Source organism: Bowmanella yangjiangensis (genome assembly GCF_018531185.1).
Lineage (GTDB): Bacteria > Pseudomonadota > Gammaproteobacteria > Enterobacterales > Alteromonadaceae > Bowmanella > Bowmanella yangjiangensis.
Genome location: NZ_JAHDJU010000001.1, coordinates 818,339 through 835,247 on the forward strand (window position 1 = coordinate 818,339; position 16,909 = coordinate 835,247).

The following is a 16,909-nucleotide window of genomic DNA, read 5'->3' on the forward strand; positions in this document are numbered from 1 at the left end:
TGCTTAGGGGCTGGATGGAATTTTACCTTGTCGGGCATAACAGACGGTTGTCGGGAATACCGGCAACCGTCTTTTCGGGATTAACGCCAGGCTGGCATTGCCTTCTCGTAGCTATCAATACTGCTCACCAGTTCAAGGGTCTCACCGATAGCATCTAAGCCTTTAATCAGCTTGTACTTATGGTGTTCCTTGATCTCAAAGTCAAAACTTTGGTCGGCTACCCGTACCTGCTGTGCGGGTAAATCTATCTCTATTTGCACTTGCGGGTCGGCTTCAACCGCAGCAAACAGGGCATCCATCTGGCTGTTGTTCAGGGCAATAGGCAAAAGTTGATTGTTCATGCAGTTGCCGTAAAAAATATCGGCAAAGCTGGTGGCAATCACGACTTTGAAGCCAAAATCGGTCAACGACCAAGGTGCATGCTCACGGCTGGAGCCACAACCAAAGTTCTCTCTGGCCAGCAGAATTTCGCTGCCCTGATGCTCAGGCTTGTTCAGTTCGAACTCCGGATTGGGGACTTTTTCTTCCAGATCCAGATAGCGCCAGTCATGGAACAAGTGTTTGCCGTAGCCGGCGCGGGTGACAGCGGTTAAAAATTGCTTAGGGATAATCTGATCGGTATCCACATTGGCACGATTCAGTGGCGCCGCTTTAGCGCTTAGTTGTGTGATGCCTGTCATTTATCCAACTCCCTTACATCAACAAAACGGCCTGCCAGTGCAGCAGCGGCGGCCATCGCCGGGCTGACCAAATGGGTGCGGGCGCCGCGGCCCTGACGGCCTTCAAAATTACGGTTACTGGTGGATGCGCAGCGATCACCTGCCTGCAGAAGGTCATCGTTCATGCCCAGACACATAGAGCAGCCAGGCAAACGCCATTCAAAGCCGGCGTCCAGAAACACCTTATCCAGTTGCTCAGCTTCCGCCTGCTGTTTTACCGCGTAGGAGCCGGGTACTACAATAGCGTTCACGCCCTGAGCGACTTTGCCGGTGCTGGCAATCTTGGCGGCGGCACGTAAGTCCTCAATGCGGCTGTTAGTGCAAGAGCCGATAAACACATGACTGATCGCCACATCTGACAGTTTTTGCCCGGCTTCCAAGCCCATGTATTTCAGGGCTTTTTCTGCTGAGGTGCGCTCAACCGCATCGGTGAAACTTGCCGGGGCCGGAATGGGTTCGTCAACTGCCACCACCTGGCCTGGGTTGGTGCCCCAGGTAACCTGTGGTTTGATATCTTCGGCACTCAAGGTGACAACAGTGTCAAAGGCGGCATCGGCATCGGATTTCAGGCTCTGCCAGCAGGCCAGCGCTTCATCCCAGTCTGCACCTTTGGGGGCGCGCTCTTTATCTTTGAGGTAATCAAAGGTGATTTGGTCGGGGGCAATCAGTCCGGCTTTAGCACCCGCTTCGATACTCATATTACAGATGGTCATACGCTCTTCCATGGACAGCGCTTCAATGGCGCTGCCGGCGTATTCCAGTACATAACCCGTGGCACCGGCATGACCAATCTTACCGATGATAGCCAGGATAATATCCTTGGCGGTAACACCAATAGGCAGGGTGCCGTTAACTTCCACCTTCATAGCCTTGGCTTTACCCTGTTTCAGGGTCTGGGTGGCAAATACGTGTTCCACCTCTGAGGTGCCGATACCAAAGGCCAGGGCGCCAAATGCACCGTGAGTAGCGGTGTGCGAGTCACCACATACTACTGTCATACCAGGTAAAATTAAGCCCAGTTCGGGGCCGATAACATGGATGATACCTTGTTTTTGGTGGCCGACCGGGAAGAGTTCCACGCCAAATTTTTCGCAGTTATCCATCAGGGTGCGAAGTTGCAACTGGTTGGCCGGGCCACAGGCATCCAAGGCCAAAGAGCGGGTAGAGATACTGTGATCCATAGTGGCAAAAGTGCGATCCGGACGACGCAGCTTACGGCCTTTTTCCTCAAGGCCGGCAAAGGCCTGCGGAGAGGTGACTTCGTGGATCAGGTGACGGTCGATATAAATCAGGTTGTCGGTACCTGCCTGGGCCACTAAATGCATGTCCCAGATTTTGTCGTATAAGGTCTTACCCATCAGACCAACTCCTCCAATTTGGCGGCAATGTAATCGCCCACCTGTGCCGTGGTTTTGGCTTCATTTCTGCGCTCTGCACTTAGCAGTTCGGCGGTTACATAACCGTCATTCAGCGCTTGCTGTACGGCATTCTCAATAGCTTCTGCTGCGCTATTTTCGCCCAGGCTGTAACGCAGCAACATGGCAGCAGACAGAATTTGCGCAATAGGGTTGGCAATGCCTTTACCTGCGATATCCGGGGCACTGCCCCCTGCTGGTTCGTACATACCGAAACCGTCAGCGTTGATGCTAGCGGACGGCAGCAGGCCCATGGAGCCGGTGATCATGGCGCACTCATCGCTGATGATATCGCCGAACAGGTTAGAACACAGCATGACATCAAACTGATTGGGGTAACGCAGCAGTTGCATGGTGGCGTTGTCGATGTAGATGTGCTCCAGCGCTACATCTGGATAGTCTTTGGCGACTTCCTCGGTAATTTCGCGCCACAACCGGCTGCATACCAATACGTTAGCTTTATCTACCGAGGTTACTTTTTTGCCGCGCAGGCGTGCTGCTTCAAAGGCGATTTTAGCAATGCGGCGGATTTCACGGCGCGAATAACGCATAGTGTCAAAGGCGTACTCTTCTTCACCTTCACCGGCCATACCCTTGGGCTGACCAAAGTAGATACCGCTGGTTAATTCACGCACCACCATTACATCGAACCCGCTGGCAGCGATATCCGCTCGCAGCGGAGATAAGGCTTCCAGTCCGGGGTAGATTTTGGCCGGACGCAAATTGCTGAATAGGTCAAAGTGGCTGCGCAGTTTTAACAGCGCGGCGCGCTCGGGGCGCTGATCCAGTGGTAAGCTATCCCACTTGGGGCCACCGATAGAGCCGAATAAGATAGCGTCAGCTTGTTCACAACCTTTCAGGGTGTCTTCAGGCAGGGCGTGGCCGTGTTTGTCTATGGCAGCGCCACCCACATCAAACTGGTTCAAAACCAGATTCAGACCAAACTTGCGCTGAATGACGGCCAGCACTTTCTCTGCTTCACGCATGACTTCCGGACCGATACCGTCACCGGGCAGTAAAGCTATGGAATACGATTTCATCTACACCCCTGCTATTTTCTGTTGTTTCTTTTCATCTATCTGGTCAGCCAGACAGGTGTTATTCAGTACGTAAATCAACGCCTTTACGCCGGCTTCGACAATGTCGGTGGCCAGGCCAATACCGTTAAAACGGCGGCCGCGGTATTCGGCTACTACGCTCACTTGGGCCAGGGCATCGGCCCCTTCACCTTTGGAGTCCAGCTTAAAGTCAACAATCTCTATGTCGTTGTTGCCTGTGACCTGAATAATGGCGTTAAACGCGGCGTCTACCGGACCATTGCCGGTGGCTGATGCGGTACCTTCCTGATCGCCCATGCGCATTTTGACTGTTGCGCTTGGGATCATGCCTTTTCCGGCATTGGCATGCAGGTACAGCAACTCATAGTTGGCTTCCTGCTGCTTTTGCTGGTCGAAGAATACCAGCGCTTCCAAATCGTAATCGAATACCTGGCCCTTTTTATCAGCCAGTTTCAAAAACGCCTGATACAAGGTATCCAAATCGTAATCTTCGTCTTTGTAACCCAGCTCATGCATGCGGTGCTTGATCACATGACGGCCGGAGCGGCTGGTCAGGTTCAGGTGGTTCTTATTAATGCCGACACTTTCCGGTGTCATGATTTCATAAGTGTTCTGGGCTTTCAGGATGCCGTCCTGGTGAATACCGGAAGAGTGGCTGAAGGCGTTAGCGCCAACTATGGCCTTGTTGCTCTGCACCGGCATATTACACATTTGGCTGACCAGCTTGGAGGTACGGAAGATCTCCTGGCTGTTGATACCGGTTTGCAAACCCAGCATGGCTTCGCGGGTTTTCAGGATCATAGCGACTTCTTCCAGCGAGCAGTTACCGGCCCGTTCACCTATACCGTTGATGGTACATTCAATCTGACGTGCCCCAAACTGTACGGCGGCAATGGAGTTCGCCACAGCCAGACCTAAATCGTTGTGACAATGCACGGAGATAGTGGCTTTGTCGATGTTGGGGACGCGGTTAAACAGGGTTTGGATAATGGCGCCAAACTCACTGGGAATGGTGTAGCCGACAGTATCTGGAATATTGACTGTGGTGGCACCGGCGTTGATGGCGTTTTCCACCATGCGGCACAAGTAGTCGATATTAGTGCGGCCAGCGTCTTCACAAGAGAACTCCACGTCATCCGTGTAGCGCCTGGCGTGTTTGATGGCAGCAACGGCCATGTCCAACACTTCATCCTGAGACTTACGCAGCTTTGAGCCGACGTGGATATCTGAGGTGGCGATAAAAGTATGGATACGAAACTGCTCTGCCACCTTCAGGGCTTCGCCACAGGCATCAATGTCTTTCATCACCGCCCGGGACAGACCACAGACGGTGGCATTCTTGATTTCACGGGCGATGGTTTGCACCGATTTGAAATCACCAGGAGAGGAGACCGGGAAGCCAGCTTCGATAATATCCACGCCCAGACGTTCGAGGGCCAGGGCAATCTGCAGCTTTTCTTTTACGCTCAGACTAGCCGGAAGGGCCTGCTCGCCATCTCTTAACGTGGTATCGAATATCTTGACTCTATCTGTCATGGTCTTTCCTCTTGTTGGTTGACCCGCCACACTGACACTGGTTTTTACTTGGTTCGAAAAGTGAAAAACCCGTGCAGTGCACGGGTTTTTCTAAAATTTTGCCTGTCTCTCGGCTACAACCTACCCGTGCAATCTTGCTGCCATAAGGAGGAGTAGAGAGAGGAACTTTTGCATTTGTTCTGGCCTGTGTTTCAAACAGGCATATTAGTATCGTTTTAAGGCCTGCACGTCAACCGCAAGAGGTAAATTAATTCGAAATTGAGCGGGTTTATTTGGCATAAGCATATGCTTGATGACATCAAAGCGGTGTGATTGAAATGAATATCCTAATTTCCCCTGGTTTTCTGGTCGCCCAGTCTTGTCCTGAGAAGCATCCTAGTTGCTAACACCTAACACCTAACACCTAACACCTAACACCTAACACCTAACACCTAACACCTAACACCTAACACCTAACACCTAACACCTAACACCTAACACCTAACACCTAACACCTAACACCTAACTAAAGTCTGGCGCGCTTATTGCTAAACCTGTTCAGCCGTCAAAATTCTGTTGTAAGTGTATGGAACTGAGCACATACCTAAATCGATTCGATAAGAACAGCGTCAAGCAATTCACCTCGGGCCTGGGCGCACCGATAATCCTGCTGGCTATCATGGGCATGGTGATACTGCCGATGCCAGCGTTTTTGCTGGATATTCTGTTTAGTTTCAATATTGCCCTGTCATTGGTGGTCATCCTGGTCGCGGTCTTTACCAAGCGCCCTATCGATTTTGGTGCATTTCCGCTGGTTCTGCTGATTGCTACGGTACTCAGGCTGGCGCTGAACGTTGCCTCTACCCGGGTGGTACTGCTGGAAGGACATGAAGGGGGAGATGCCGCTGGTAAAGTGATTCAGGCCTTTGGTGAAGTGGTTATCGGCGGCAATTTTGCTGTGGGTATCGTCGTGTTTGCCATCCTCTTGATCATCAACTTTAAAGTGGTGACCGCCGGTGCTGGGCGTATTTCCGAAGTAAGCGCCCGTTTTACCTTGGACGCTATGCCGGGTAAGCAAATGGCCATTGATGCGGATTTGAACGCAGGCTATATCGACTCAGATGAAGCGCGTCGCCGCCGTCAGGAAATTACCACAGAAGCTGACTTTTACGGCTCTATGGATGGTGCCTCCAAATTCGTTAAAGGGGATGCCATTGCCGGCTTGTTTATTATGTTGATCAATATTGTCGGTGGGCTATTCATCGGCATGATTCAGCATGACCTGACCTTCGGTAACGCTATTGAGATCTACACTATTCTGACTATCGGTGATGGCCTGGTTGCTCAAATTCCGTCGCTGCTCTTGTCTGTTGCTACTGCCATTATTGTGACTCGAGAAAATGACTCCCAAGACATGGGCGGCGAAGTAAAGAAACAATTGGGTAATAGACGCGCATTGTACATTACGACCGGCATTCTGTTTGTTATGGGCATTGTACCTGGCATGCCGCATTTGGCTTTCTTAGGCTTTGCTGCCTTAATTGGTGGTTACGCTTATTACGATTGGTGGCGTGAGCAAAAAGAGCTGGAACAACCGGCTGCCGGTGAACTGGTACCCGAACAAACGCGCGCCCCTGCCGAAGCCAAAGAACTGGGTTGGGATGACGTTCAGCACGTTGACACTATCGGCCTGGAAGTTGGCTATCGTTTGATTCCTCTAGTGGATAAAACCCAGGGTGGCGAGTTGTTGGCTCGTATCAAAGGGGTGCGTAAGAAGCTATCCCAAGAGCTGGGGTTTCTTATTCCTCCTGTGCATATCCGTGACAATCTGGATCTGAATCCCAACACCTACACTATCGCTATGTTGGGTGTGACTATTGGTGAAGCGGATATCACCCATGATCAGGAACTGGCTATCAATCCCGGCCAGGTATTCGGCAAGTTAGAGGGCAAGCCCACAAAGGATCCAGCTTTTGGTTTGGATGCGGTATGGATTAAACCTTCCCAGCGTGAACATGCCCAGACCTTAGGTTACACAGTGGTGGATGCCGCAACCGTAGTGGCTACCCATTTAAGCCAGCTATTGACCAATAATGCCTATCAATTACTGGGTTATGAAGAAGTGCAGCAGCTTCTGGACATGCTGGCCAAACAAAATCCTAAGTTGGTAGAAGGTCTGGTGCCGGATATTCTGCCGATGAGCACGGTGGTCAAAGTGCTGCAAACCTTGTTGTATGAAGGCATCCCCATCCGTGACTTGCGCAGCATTGTACAAACGCTGTGCGAATACGGGCCTAAGAGTCAAGATCCCGACGTGCTGGTGTCCGCCGTGCGTATCGCTCTTAAGCGTCTGATCACCCAGGAAATCAACGGCAGCAGCAAAGAAATACCTGTTATTACTTTGGCACCCGAATTGGAACAGATGTTGCATCAGTCGTTACAGGCGGGTGGTGGCGATGGAGCCGGTATCGAACCTGGTCTGGCTGAGCGACTGCAACAATCTCTAGCGGATGCCGCACAGCAGCAAGAACTGGCGGGAGAGCCCGCAGTACTTCTGACCTCAGGTATGTTGAGACCGGTACTGTCCAGGTTCCTAAAACACGCCATCGCAGGATTGCACGTATTGTCTTATCAGGAAGTTCCTGACGACAAACAGATTAAGATTGTCAGTGCCGTAGGCCAGTAAGCTGACGTAGGGGGTAAATGTGAAGATCAGACGTTTCTATGGCAAAGATATGCGCGACGCTTTAGCTCAGGTCAAAGATGAACTGGGTGGCGATGCAGTCATTATGTCAAACAAGAAAGTGGCAGATGGTATCGAAATAGTGGCGGCCTATGATCGTGAACCGGTAAGAAAAACACCAGCTCCTAAATCCGGCGCAGATGTCATCGCTAAACCTAAAGTTGCAGCCAGCAGTCTGCCCAAAACTCCCAGCCTTAGCGAGATCATCGGTGACTCAGGACCAGATAGCCTCAAAGCACTGTTAGAAAAACAAAGCCAGCAGACTCCAGCGGCTCAACCTGTGGTTGAACAGAGCGTTTCTGCCAGTCCAAAAAGTGCGCCGGTTACACGGCATGATGACGCAGAACTGAATGATATCCGTCAGGAGCTGAAATCTCTGCGCAATGTGCTGGAATTCCAGGTAGCGGGACTGATAAAGCAGGAAAGACAGCAGGCCAGGCCTTTGCATGGTTATCTTATCGACAAGCTGGTTCGCATGGGCATTACCCCGTCCCTGGCCGAGCAGGTAGTTTCCTATGCGCCCGCCCAATGCGAAGAGCGAGATGCTTGGGTTTTCTTACTCAAGCTGTTAGCCAACCGTTTGCATACCACGCAGAATGATATTCTGGGCAAAGGCGGCGTAGTGGCTTTGATGGGGCCAACAGGTACAGGTAAAACCACCACTATTGCCAAACTAGCCGCGCAATATGCACAACGCCACGGTGCTAATCAGGTTGCCCTGATTACCATCGACAGCTATCGCATTGCGGCCTATGAGCAATTGTCTACTTACGGCAAGATTATCGGCTGTACCGTCAAGAAAGCCGCCAGTGCGGAGGAATTATCCGATTTACTTCACCAGTTCCGTAATAAGGGCCTGGTATTGATTGATACCGCCGGATTTAGTCAAAGAGACACCAGACTAATCAAACAGTTAGATACTTTGACTCAATCATCCTATGCTAATATCAAACATTATCTGGTGCTGGCTGCTAATGCTCAACATCGAGTAATGGAGCACCAGTTGGCAACTTATCAGCAGATTTCTTTGCAAGGTTGTATTTTCACTAAACTGGATGAGTGTTACAGTCTCGGCGAAGCCATCAGCCTGGCCTTGGAGCATCGTTTACCCGTCGGTTATTTGACGGATGGACAGAAAGTACCCGAGGACATTAAAGTGGCTGATGCCAAGTACATAATTTCTTGTGCAGCAAGGCTGTTTAAGCAGTATGCTTTAACTCCCACAAGAACTCAGCAGGTTGTAAACTCAGCAGTATCATTATGATTGAGGATCAAGCGAGTAGCTTAAGACGAATGAACCAGCCCAATCTCATTAAAGTTATCGCCGTCACCGGTGGCAAAGGCGGGGTGGGAAAAACCAACATCACGCTGAACACTGCTATTTCGATGGCTAAGCAAGGAAAACGGGTTCTGGTTTTGGATGCCGACTTGGGGTTGGCCAACGTCGACGTTATGTTGGGCCTGCGGGTCGAAAAGAATCTTTCCCATGTGTTGTCAGGTGAATGCCTGCTCGAAGAAGTCTTGGTTGAAGGCCCGTATGGCGTGAAAATCGCTCCGGCGACATCGGGCTCGCAGTCCATGACAGAACTAACGCCCACGGAGCATGCCGGTTTAATCCGCGCTTTTAGCGAACTGCGCAGCAAAATTGATGTGTTGATTGTAGATACCGCTGCCGGTATCTCGGATATGGTGCTGAGCTTTTCACGGGCAGCCCAGGATATCATGGTGGTGGTATGTGATGAGCCTACCTCGCTCACCGATGCTTACGCGCTAATTAAGATACTGAACCGTGACCATGGTGTGTTTCGTTTTAAAATTGTTGCCAACATGGTGCGTAACGTCCGTGAAGGTCAGGAACTCTTTGCTAAACTGTCCAAAGTAACTAACCGTTTCCTGGACGTTGCTTTGGAATTAGTGGCCACCATTCCGTTTGATGAAAATATTCGTAAAGCGGTGCGTCGTCAGAAGTCGATAGTGGAGGCTTACCCAAGCTCTCCAGCTGCTGTGGCTATTTCTAATCTGGCCAAGCAGGCGCTACGTTGGCCAATTCCTACCCAGCCGGGGGGGCACTTAGAATTTTTCCTGGAACAGTTGGTAAATCAGAATTCCGCGGTCCACAGAGATAAAGAGTGAATAATAAAGCAGCCGCCTATCAGCAATTCGATAGTAAAACCAAGCTGGTTGAGCAACACGCCTCGCTGGTTAAACGTATCGCGCATCACCTGATGGCTCGCCTGCCTGCCAGTGTATTGGTTGACGATTTGATTCAGGCTGGCATGATTGGTTTGCTGGAAGCGGCCAAAAACTTTGACGGTTCTAAAGGTGCCAGTTTTGAAACCTTTGCAGGCATTCGCATACGGGGTGCCATGCTGGATGAAATTCGAAAAGGTGATTGGACGCCCCGCTCTGTGCATAAAAATAGTCGCGCTATCGCTGAGGCTATTCAATCTGTAGAGCGTGAAACTGGCGGAGATGCCCGTGATGCCGATGTGGCCGCTAAGCTTCAGGTTAGCCTGGATGAATATCACCAGATGCTCAATGAAGTGAATGCAGGTCGTTTGGTAGGTATAGAAGACCTTGGGGTGACTGAGGATGTAATCAGTACTGAGCAAACACGAGGGACGGATGCACCCTTTGATGATTTGTTACAAGGATCGTTTCAAAAAGCGTTGGCCCATGCTATTACTACCTTGCCTGAACGGGAAGCCATTGTGCTCTCACTCTATTATGACGAAGAACTGAACCTCAGAGAGATCGGCGAAGTCCTTGAAGTCAGTGAGTCTCGGGTCAGTCAAATCCATAGCCAAGCCATGTTGAGACTTAGAACTCGCATGCAAAGCTGGCAAATGGAATAAAATTTAATAAGAATAACAGTTGGTTGAATCCTCACTGGAGGCAGTTTTGGATAAAAACATGAAAATTCTTGTTGTCGACGATTTCTCGACGATGAGACGTATCATCAAGAACTTACTGAAAGACCTGGGCTTTACCAATGTTCAGGAAGCTGATGACGGCAGTACCGCATTGCCCATGCTGCAACAGGGGGATTTTGATTTTGTCATTACGGACTGGAACATGCCGGGAATGCAGGGTATCGACCTGCTTCGCGCTATCCGAGCCGATGACAACCTCAAACATACTCCCGTGCTGATGGTCACGGCGGAAGCGAAGAAAGAGCAGATCGTAGCGGCGGCCCAAGCCGGTGTTAATGGCTATGTTGTGAAGCCCTTCACCGCAGCCACGCTAAAAGAGAAACTCGAAAAGATATTTGAGCGCCTTGGGTAGTCCCTGGCGGATCCTAACGCATAAGGAACGCCTTAATGACGATTACCGAGCAAGCTCCTGTTTCGCTTGAGGATGCCCGCCAGTTGGTGGCATTGCTTGAGCAGGGAGATAATCAGGGAGCGGCACAGTTATTGGAGTCCATCACTATGGCGGATTCCATGGAACTTTTTGCCGAGGTGGGTAAGCTGACCCGCCAGCTGCACGATTCCCTGAATAACTTTCAATTAGATGCGCGTATCGCGGATTTGGCGCAGGAAGATATTCCTGACGCGCAGAGTCGCCTCAATTACGTCATTGAAACCACTGAAGATGCTGCCAACCGCACTATGGATGCGGTTGAGACCAGTATGCCAATTGCAGAACGCTTGAATGCCCAAATAAACGGTATCTTGCCTGAGTGGAAGAAGCTCATGACCCGGCAGCTACAGTTGGGCGAGTTTAAAGCCCTCTGCCATGATATGGACAAGTTCCTTGACCAGGCCAGCGGCGATTCTGCCAAACTCAATGAGCTACTGACCGAAGTGCTGATGGCACAAGGGTATCAAGACCTCACCGGCCAAGTTATTCGCAAAGTTATTGATCTAGTTAAAGAAGTAGAAGATAGCTTAGTGCATATGCTAACGGTGTTTGGCGAGCCTGAGATCGACGAAGATGCCAAGCAAGCTAAAAAAGAGGCCAGCAAGGAAATGGCCGAAGGGCCAATCATTGATGCGGCTAGCCGGGACGATGTGGTAACTGGTCAGGATGACGTTGATGATCTACTTTCAAGCTTAGGGTTTTAAGGGGAATTGATGCATGGCCTTTGACGTTGATGAGGATATCCTGCAGGACTTCCTGGTTGAAGCGGGAGAAATTCTCGAACTGCTGCAAGAGCAACTGGTTGATTTAGAAAATAATCCTGAAGATGCTGACCTGCTCAATGCCATTTTTCGTGGTTTCCATACCGTCAAAGGTGGTGCCGGGTTTCTGTCACTGACAGAACTTGTCGATGCCTGTCACGGTGCGGAGAACGTGTTTGATGTTCTGCGTACCGGCAAGCGTCAGGTAACCGCAGAATTGATGGATGTCATCCTGCAAGCGTTAGACAGCATCAATGAAATGTTCGCTAACGTCAAAGCCCGTGAGCCACTGGAACCGGCGGCCCCCGAGGTACTTGAAGCCCTGCATCGTTTAAGTAAGCCTGAATCGGAAGATGAGGTGGCCAGTACTCCTGTCGAGCCCGAACCAGAACCTATTCCTGAACCCGAGATTAGTAGTGAAGCGTCAACTGGTGGCAGCATTGACGATATCACCGAAGATGAATTTGAAGCCTTGCTTGATGAACTTCATGGCCCCGGTGGCCCTTCAGCAGCCAATACAACGGCACCTGCAATAGACTTGAATGTGGGTGATGAAGATATCACCGACGACGAATTCGAAGCCCTTCTGGACCAGTTGCATGGTGAAGGCAAGTTTAACGCACAAAAACAGGCTGCTTCATCTGCTCCTGCCTCACCTATTTCAGAACCGGTAGACGGCGACGATATTACTGACGATGAATTTGAAGCTTTGCTGGATCAGTTACATGGTTCCGGCAAAGGGCCAGGGGCCGAAAAGGCCAATGCCAAACCTGTGGCTAAAGTTGAAGCTGCTAAACCTAAAACCGACGCCAAAGTTGCCAGTGCGCCGGTGGCTAAAGCCGAGCCAGCTAAACCTGTCAGCAAGCCGGTTGCCAAAGCCGCTGAAGACGAAGATGAGGATAAGGCTGCTAGTACTGCTTTACGAGGCGCAGATAAGAAAGCTGCGGCTGCTCCACCGCCTGCGGAAACCACAGTGCGGGTGGATACCAAACGTCTGGACCAGATAATGAATATGGTCGGTGAATTGGTATTAGTACGTAACCGTTTGTTAAGCCTTGGGGTTAACCTGAATAACGAAGACATGTCCAAGGCTATTGCCAACCTGGATGTGGTAACGGGTGATTTGCAAGGTGCGGTGATGAAGACCCGCATGCAGCCCATCAAGAAAGTCTTTGGTCGATTCCCGCGGGTGGTTAGAGATTTAGCTCGCAGCCTGAAAAAGGAAATTAACCTTAATCTGGTTGGTGAAGAGACAGATCTGGATAAAAACCTGGTCGAGGCTTTGGCTGATCCTTTAGTGCACTTGGTTAGAAACTCTGTTGATCACGGTATTGAGATGCCCGATGAACGAGAAGCATCAGGCAAGAAACGCACAGGTACAGTGACCTTGTCAGCTTCTCAGGAAGGCGATCATATTTTACTGACCATCGAAGATGATGGTAAAGGGATGGACCCTGACAAACTCAAGGACATCGCGATTAAACGTGGCGTGTTGGATGTCGATGCGGCCGCTCGTATGTCGGATGTGGAAGCCTTCAATCTGATTTTTGCTCCTGGTTTCTCTACCAAAACAGAAATTTCGGATATTTCCGGCCGTGGCGTGGGTATGGATGTGGTGAAAACCAAGATCAACCAGCTAAACGGTACTGTGCATATCCATTCCGAAAAAGGTGTGGGAACACGACTGGAGATTAAGGTACCGCTTACCTTGGCGATATTGCCAACCCTGATGGTTATTGTCGGTGAGCAAACCTTTGCGCTGCCGTTGGCAGCGGTGAGCGAAATTATTAATGTGGATATGAGCAAGACCAACACGGTAGATAGTCAGCTCACCATGATTGTTCGTTCAAAAGCGATACCGCTGTTCTATCTGAAGGAATGGTTGCATCGTAGTAAAGGAAAAGTACAGATTGAACGCAGTAAAGGTCATGTTGTGGTAGTGCAGATTGGCACCCAACAAGTAGGTTTTGTCGTAGATGCCCTGATTGGTCAGGAAGAAGTGGTAATTAAACCTTTGGACGCATTGTTGCAAGGTACGCCAGGTATGGCTGGTGCGACTATTACCAGTGACGGCGGTATCGCATTGATTCTGGACATTCCAAGCCTACTAAAGCGTTATGCGAAAAAGGCCTTAAAGACAAAAAAAGCAATTAACTGATGCAATACAAGGTTCTGGTTGTCGACGATTCGACATTCTTTCGTAGACGGGTTTCTGATTTCCTCAACCAGGATCCGGGCCTGACGGTAGTGGGAGAGGCCAAAAACGGCCAGGAAGCCATAGATATGGCCGCTAAATTGCGGCCTGATGTGATCACCATGGATGTCGAGATGCCGATCATGGATGGTATTAGTGCGGTGAAGCGCATTATGGCCAGTAATCCGACGCCGATTTTAATGTTTTCTTCTTTAACCAAAGACGGTGCTCAAGCTACTTTAGATGCATTGGATGCCGGTGCATTAGATTTTCTGCCGAAGAAGTTCGAGGATATTGCTAAAGAGCGGCAAGAAGCCATTAGTTTGCTTCAGCAGCGTGTTAAAGCCTTAGCCAGACGCCGGGCATTTTCCCGACCCAGTTTACTTAGGACAACACCCAGCCCGGTTGCCAGCTTGCGAGACAGTAGGGCTGCAGAGACAAAGCCAACGGTTAGCGTTGAATCTGTTCGTCCACCTAAAGCCAGCGGCAAACGCTATTCCGCCTTGGCCATTGGCGCGTCCACCGGCGGCCCAGTGGCACTGCAAACTATTCTAACCAAGTTGCCAGCGAACTTTCCTTATCCTATTTTCCTGGTTCAGCATATGCCGGGCACTTTTACCACGGCCTTTGCCGGGCGGATGAATAATCTTTGTCAGATTAAGGTTAAGGAAGCTGAAAACGGCGATCTGATTGAACCCGGCTGTGCTTATCTGGCCCCTGGTGGTAAGCAGATGTTGGTCGACGGCACCAGCCGCTCATGTCGAATTCGTATTGTGGATGACCCTGGTCTGGACAATATTACCTATAAGCCCAGTGTCGATTTAAGCTTTGCCTCACTGGGTCGGGTTTATGGCGGCGATCTATTAGCTGTTGTTTTGACCGGTATGGGTGCAGACGGTCGTGAAGGCTGTCGGTCTCTTAAGCAACGTGGTGCGACTATCTGGGCGCAAGACGAGAAATCTTGTGTGGTTTACGGAATGCCTCAGGCCGTGACGGCTGCTGGACTGTCTTCAGCCAGTCTGGCTTTGGGTGATGTTGCTTCGCATATTTTGGCCGAGATGCCTGCCTGAGGCGGGCTGGCTTCTATTCCTGTAAGGGCTGAGTTGTGATTGTCTGGACAGTGGCGAACCAAAAAGGTGGGGTAGGTAAAACCACGACGACAGTGACATTAGGTTCCTTATTGGCCCTAAAGGGCAAAAAGGTATTGCTGGTCGATACCGATCCCCATGCTTCGCTTAGCTATTACTTCGGTGTGGATTCCGAAGAACTCTCCTCCAGTTTGTATGATGTGTTTTTGGCGCATAAGAACCTGACTGCCGACAGAGTGTTGGACAGTTTGTGCCCAACCAAGTTTGACTCCTTGTTTATTCTGCCCGCCACTATGGCTCTGGCAACGCTGGATCGCAGTATGGGCCATCAGGGCGGAATGGGGCTGATAATTAAAAAAGCCTTGGAACTGGTAGAGGACGAGTTTGACTTTGCGATTATGGATTGCCCTCCGGTACTGGGTGTATTGATGGTCAATGCACTGGCGGCCTGTGAGCGAATATTGATTCCGGTGCAGACCGAGTTTTTGGCCCTCAAGGGCCTAGAGCGCATGATGCACACCCTGGAGATTATGAAAAAGTCACAGCCGCGTGATTACACTTACACTATTGTTCCCACCATGTACGACAAACGCACTAACGCGGCACTAGAAGCCTATAAGAAATTGCGTGCGACCTACGGGGATTTGGTTTGGAATGGTGTGGTACCTGTAGACACGCGTTTTCGGGATGCCAGTCAGGCACAAAGCCCGCTACCGGTTTTTCACCCTCGTAGCCGGGGGGTCTATGCTTATAACAGCTTACTGAATTTCCTTTTGAGTCAGGAGCCGAATCAATGAGCAAGGGCCAGTTCGCCAATGAAAAGGTGATGGAGGATTACCTGTCAGCTCTGCTTACCGAAGAGGTAGTGATTGAACAAGCGCAGCGCCAAACTGTGGCTAAATTGCTTGAAGAGGCTCAGCCCTTTGTTCAAGAACCCGAGATAGTAACAGAGGTGCAAGCCCCGCAGCTTGCTGAGCCTATTGAAGCCAGGCCACAGGAGCAAGAGACACCTGAATATCGCCAGGGCCAGTTTCAGGCGCTGTTATTTGATGTGGCGGGTTTAACCCTGGCTGTTCCTTTGACTGAGTTGGGTGGGATCCACCAGTTTGAAAAGGCCTCACCCTTAATCGGTAAGCCGGATTGGTTTAAAGGTGTTATGCTGCACCGTGATGAAAAGCTCAAGGTTGTGGATACCGCACGTTGGGTGATGCCAGAAAAATACTCAGAAACACTGGCAGAAGCCTTAAATTATCAATATCTTATTATGTTAGGAACCAGTGGTTGGGGGCTTTGCTGCGAATCATTGGTAGATACGGTCAGCTTGCATCAGGATGATGTGAAATGGCGCGAGAATCAGGGCAAGCGTCCCTGGTTAGCTGGGCTGGTCAAGGAGAAAATGTGTGCCCTGATCGATGTTGGCGCATTGGTCGCACTGTTTGAACAGGGGCTGGGCAGTAAAGATGCAGATTAATCCGCTAGTCGGGAGCGAAGCATATGAGTGATGACAGAAACAGTAATGCAGCCATAGATAACGACGAAGTCCTGCAGTGGGTGACCTTCAGATTAGGAGAAGAAACCTACGGCATCAACGTGATGCAAGTGCAGGAAGTGCTGCGTTATACCGAGATTGCTCCGGTACCGGGAGCGCCGGATTACGTGTTAGGTATTATTAACCTGCGCGGTAACGTAGTTACGGTCATTGATACCCGTGCCAGATTCGGTTTGGACGCCAATGATGTCTCTGACAACACCCGTATTGTGATTATTGAGTCAGAACAGCAGGTAGTGGGTATTTTGGTGGATAGTGTCGCTGAAGTGGTGTACCTGAAATCCTCCGAAATCGACAGTGCCCCGAATGTGGGGACTGAAGAAAGCGCCAAATTTATTCAGGGCGTTAGCAACCGCGATGGCGAGCTACTGATCCTGGTTGATTTGAATAAGTTGCTGACAGACGAAGAATGGGATGAAATCAGCAGTATGTAACGGCTGATTCGGTAAATAAACACCCGCTTAGCCGGGTGTTTTTGTATCTGACTAAGGAACCACATGGCTT

At 50.4% G+C, this 16,909-nt stretch carries 15 protein-coding genes; 11 read left to right on the forward strand and 4 right to left on the reverse strand.

What is annotated here, in order from left to right; genetic code table 11:
• Nucleotides 1–80: 80 nt before the first annotated feature.
• The 4 genes from leuD to leuA are packed head-to-tail and all read right to left on the reverse strand — an operon-like array spanning nucleotide 81 to nucleotide 4,728.
• Nucleotides 81–680: a 3-isopropylmalate dehydratase small subunit gene (gene leuD, locus KJY73_RS03725; protein WP_214340448.1), complete on the reverse strand. Its 600-nt coding sequence runs from the start codon at nucleotides 678–680 to the stop codon at nucleotides 81–83.
• Nucleotides 677–2,077 carry a 3-isopropylmalate dehydratase large subunit gene (leuC, locus tag KJY73_RS03730; protein WP_214340450.1) on the reverse strand — a complete coding sequence of 467 codons (1,401 nt, stop codon included), beginning with the start codon at nucleotides 2,075–2,077 and terminating at the stop codon, nucleotides 677–679. Before leuC ends, leuD begins: the two co-directional genes overlap by 4 nt.
• Nucleotides 2,077–3,174 (reverse strand): 3-isopropylmalate dehydrogenase, encoded by a 1,098-nt coding sequence (leuB, locus tag KJY73_RS03735; RefSeq protein WP_214340452.1) that lies wholly within the window; start codon nucleotides 3,172–3,174, stop codon nucleotides 2,077–2,079. Before leuB ends, leuC begins: the two co-directional genes overlap by 1 nt.
• Nucleotides 3,175–4,728: a 2-isopropylmalate synthase gene (leuA, locus tag KJY73_RS03740; protein ID WP_206595184.1), complete on the reverse strand. Its 1,554-nt coding sequence runs from the start codon at nucleotides 4,726–4,728 to the stop codon at nucleotides 3,175–3,177.
• 565 nt (nucleotides 4,729–5,293) lie between these two features.
• On the opposite strand from leuA, the gene flhA reads away from it, so the two are divergent.
• The 11 genes from flhA to KJY73_RS03795 are packed head-to-tail and all read left to right on the forward strand — an operon-like array spanning nucleotide 5,294 to nucleotide 16,839.
• Nucleotides 5,294–7,393: a flagellar biosynthesis protein FlhA gene (gene flhA / locus KJY73_RS03745; protein WP_214340454.1), complete on the forward strand. Its 2,100-nt coding sequence runs from the start codon at nucleotides 5,294–5,296 to the stop codon at nucleotides 7,391–7,393.
• A 19-nt stretch (nucleotides 7,394–7,412) separates the two neighbouring features.
• Nucleotides 7,413–8,714, forward strand: a complete 1,302-nt coding sequence (gene flhF, locus KJY73_RS03750; RefSeq protein WP_214340456.1) for a flagellar biosynthesis protein FlhF — start codon at nucleotides 7,413–7,415, stop codon at nucleotides 8,712–8,714.
• A complete protein-coding gene (locus KJY73_RS03755) occupies nucleotides 8,711–9,583 on the forward strand; it encodes a MinD/ParA family protein (RefSeq protein ID WP_206595187.1) in 873 nt (290 codons plus the stop codon). Before flhF ends, KJY73_RS03755 begins: the two co-directional genes overlap by 4 nt.
• The gene (locus KJY73_RS03760; RefSeq protein WP_206595188.1) at nucleotides 9,580–10,305 is read left to right on the forward strand and encodes an RNA polymerase sigma factor FliA; all 726 of its coding nucleotides are present in this window, start codon (nucleotides 9,580–9,582) and stop codon (nucleotides 10,303–10,305) included. Before KJY73_RS03755 ends, KJY73_RS03760 begins: the two co-directional genes overlap by 4 nt.
• A gap of 46 nt (nucleotides 10,306–10,351) precedes the next feature.
• Nucleotides 10,352–10,735: a chemotaxis response regulator CheY gene (cheY, locus tag KJY73_RS03765; protein WP_206595189.1), complete on the forward strand. Its 384-nt coding sequence runs from the start codon at nucleotides 10,352–10,354 to the stop codon at nucleotides 10,733–10,735.
• Between the two features lie 35 nt (nucleotides 10,736–10,770).
• Complete coding sequence (locus KJY73_RS03770) at nucleotides 10,771–11,517, forward strand: protein phosphatase CheZ (RefSeq protein ID WP_214340457.1); 747 nt, start codon at nucleotides 10,771–10,773, stop codon at nucleotides 11,515–11,517.
• 13 nt (nucleotides 11,518–11,530) lie between these two features.
• On the forward strand, nucleotides 11,531–13,732 hold the full coding sequence (locus tag KJY73_RS03775) for a chemotaxis protein CheA (protein ID WP_214340458.1): 2,202 nt from the start codon (nucleotides 11,531–11,533) through the stop codon (nucleotides 13,730–13,732).
• The gene (locus tag KJY73_RS03780; protein ID WP_206595192.1) at nucleotides 13,732–14,838 is read left to right on the forward strand and encodes a protein-glutamate methylesterase/protein-glutamine glutaminase; all 1,107 of its coding nucleotides are present in this window, start codon (nucleotides 13,732–13,734) and stop codon (nucleotides 14,836–14,838) included. The genes KJY73_RS03775 and KJY73_RS03780 overlap by 1 nt, the downstream gene beginning before the upstream one ends.
• A gap of 35 nt (nucleotides 14,839–14,873) precedes the next feature.
• Nucleotides 14,874–15,653 carry a ParA family protein gene (locus tag KJY73_RS03785; protein ID WP_214340459.1) on the forward strand — a complete coding sequence of 260 codons (780 nt, stop codon included), beginning with the start codon at nucleotides 14,874–14,876 and terminating at the stop codon, nucleotides 15,651–15,653.
• Complete coding sequence (locus KJY73_RS03790; RefSeq protein ID WP_214340460.1) at nucleotides 15,650–16,327, forward strand: chemotaxis protein CheW; 678 nt, start codon at nucleotides 15,650–15,652, stop codon at nucleotides 16,325–16,327. Before KJY73_RS03785 ends, KJY73_RS03790 begins: the two co-directional genes overlap by 4 nt.
• A gap of 23 nt (nucleotides 16,328–16,350) precedes the next feature.
• Entirely contained in the window at nucleotides 16,351–16,839 is a 489-nt protein-coding gene (locus KJY73_RS03795; protein ID WP_206595195.1) for a chemotaxis protein CheW, read from the forward strand.
• The last annotated feature ends 70 nt before the right edge of the window (nucleotides 16,840–16,909 follow it).